The 2,578-nt window shown below is 21.6% G+C and carries 3 pseudogenes; all 3 read left to right on the top strand.

Features of this window, described 5'->3' with window-relative positions:
• The first annotated feature begins 702 nt into the window (after window positions 1-702).
• Window positions 703-1,623, top strand: a pseudogene (locus ACYVEA_RS34310) (complex I subunit 4 family protein).
• Window positions 1,624-2,090: 467 nt separating this feature from the next.
• Window positions 2,091-2,273: pseudogene (locus ACYVEA_RS34305) on the top strand (cytochrome c oxidase subunit II transmembrane domain-containing protein); the annotation flags it as partial.
• Between the two features lie 135 nt (window positions 2,274-2,408).
• A pseudogene (locus ACYVEA_RS34300) lies at window positions 2,409-2,578 on the top strand (cupredoxin domain-containing protein); the annotation flags it as partial.

The following is a 2,578-nucleotide window of genomic DNA, read 5'->3' as shown; positions in this document are numbered from 1 at the left end:
ATATATTAGTAAGTCTTATATTTTATATATCTATATTATATTTAACTAAAAACAATGATGATTCATTATTATTTATTATTATTATATTTGCAATTATTAATACTAGAAATTCTTCTGAAAAAAGCATTAAATGGTAACTATTAACTGTTTAATAGTATAATATATTTAAATATAAAAATTATCTTTTTACTATAATTTATTATATATTTAATTTATAGTTTTACTATATATATATATATCCCTTTAGTATTTATGTAACTTATAATTTGTAGTAAAAAAATTTTTTTTTTAATTTATAATTTAATGTTATTATCTGCTTTAATTTTAATACCTTTTTTTGGTATATTTTTTATATTATCATATAATTCTTATGGCTTAAATGAAAATTCAAAAATTCTTAAAACATTTGCCTTAGCTTTTACAATAGTAGACTTAGTAATATCTTTAATAATATGATTGTTATTTAATAATAGTAGCAAACATTTTCAATTTGTACAAGAACATTATAAAATAGGTTATTATGATTTTTATTTAGGTATAGATGGATTATCTATATATTTTATACTATTAACTACATTAATAATGCCAATTGCAATAATATCTAATTGAAAATCTATAGATAATAAGGTAAAATATTTTTTAGTAATAATTTTATTATTAGAATCTTTATTATTATTAATTTTTTTAGTATTAGATATACTAATGTTTTATATATTTTTTGAAAGTATTTTAGCACCTTTATTTATATTAATTGGTATATTTGGATCTAGTGCTAAAATAAGAGCAAGTTTCTATTTTTTTTTATATACATTTCTAGGTTCATTATTTATGTTACTATCTATTATAACTATGCAATCTTTAATAGGTTGTACTGATTTTAATGTTTTATCTAAAACGAATTTTTTATATATTACACAAGTATTTATGTTTATTGGTATATTCATTGCTTTTGCTGTTAAAACACCAACTATTTATTTAAATAGTTGATTATTAAAAGCTCATGTTGAATCACCATTGTCTGGTAGTATTATTTTAGCTGCTATAGTTTTAAAATTAAGTTTATATGGTATTTTTAGATTAATATTACCTTTAGTCCCTAAAGCTTTTTTATATTATACTTATATTGTTTTTCTTATAGGAATTTTAACTATAATATATGCTAGTTTAAGTACACTTAGAACTATAGATGTTAAAGAATTAATAGCTTATTCATCTGTATCACATGCTGCTGTTTACTTATCAGGTGTTTTTAGTAATACTTTACAGGGTATACAAGGTGGTATTTGTTTAGGTTTAGCTCATGGTTTTGTATCTTCTGGTTTATTTATTACAGCAGGAGGAATATTGTATGATAGATCAGGTACGAGATTGATAACTTATTATCGAGGTATAGTTCAAGTAATGCCTATTTTATCTATATTATTTTTCATGCTTTCTTTAGGTAATTGTGGTGCACCTCTTACACTTAACTTTGTAGGAGAATTCATGTCTTTATATGGTGTTTTTGAAAGATTACCTCTTGCAGGTATTTTGGCTTCTACATCTATTGTTTTCTCTGCTGCCTATACTATATTTATGTTTAATAGAATATTTTTCGCAGGTTCTTTTTTTTATAAATACTGATTAGAATATATACCTGATTTAAATAAAAGAGAGTTTTTCATGTTACTTATTTTAGTTTTATTTACTATAATACTTGGTATATATCCTAGTATTATTTTAGATGGTTTACATTATTATACAACTTATTTATTATACAATATTTATTATATATAAATTATTATGTAATCCTTATACATAAAAAAAAAGTATTTTTTAATATAAAAGAATAGACCTATAACATTAATGATGTTTTTTCAATATAATGCTAGACAAAGGGTAAATTTAGCAGATTATGTAAAAATAATCTATGCTCTAAAGTATGATATTATTTATTGTTTATAACTTATATACATTATATTTATATAAATTTACATATTTGCCTTTAATCTTACCTATATAATTGGTTTTTTACTAAAAATATGATAGAAATAATATTTTCTAATATAATAAAGAATGATACACCAGAGCCTTGAGGTACATTTTTTCAAGATAATGCAACACCGCAAATGGAAGGACTAGAAGAGTTACATAATAATATAATGTTTTATTTAGCAATTATATTATTTACTGTTGTTTGAATAATGATAACTGTAGTAAGAAATTTTATAGCTTCAAAATCACCTATATCTCATAAATATATGAATCACGGAACACTTATTGAATTAATATGAACTATAACACCTGCATTAATACTTATATTAATAGCATTCCCATCATTTAAATTATTATATTTAATGGATGAAGTAAACGATCCTTCTATGACTATTTTAGCCGAAGGTCATCAATGATATTGAAGTTATCAATATCCAGATTTTACTAATGATGAAGGTGAATTTGTTGAATTTGATTCATATATAATACCTGAAAGTGATTTAGAAGAAGGTAGATTTAGAATGTTAGAAGTTGATAATAGAGTAGTTATACCTGAATTAACACATACAAGATTTGTTATTTCAGCAGCTGATGTAATACATTC

It is taken from the genome of Spirosoma jeollabukense, assembly GCF_054777855.1.
Note: the sequence above shows the minus strand (reverse complement) of the source record. Positions and strands in the feature narration are given on the sequence as shown.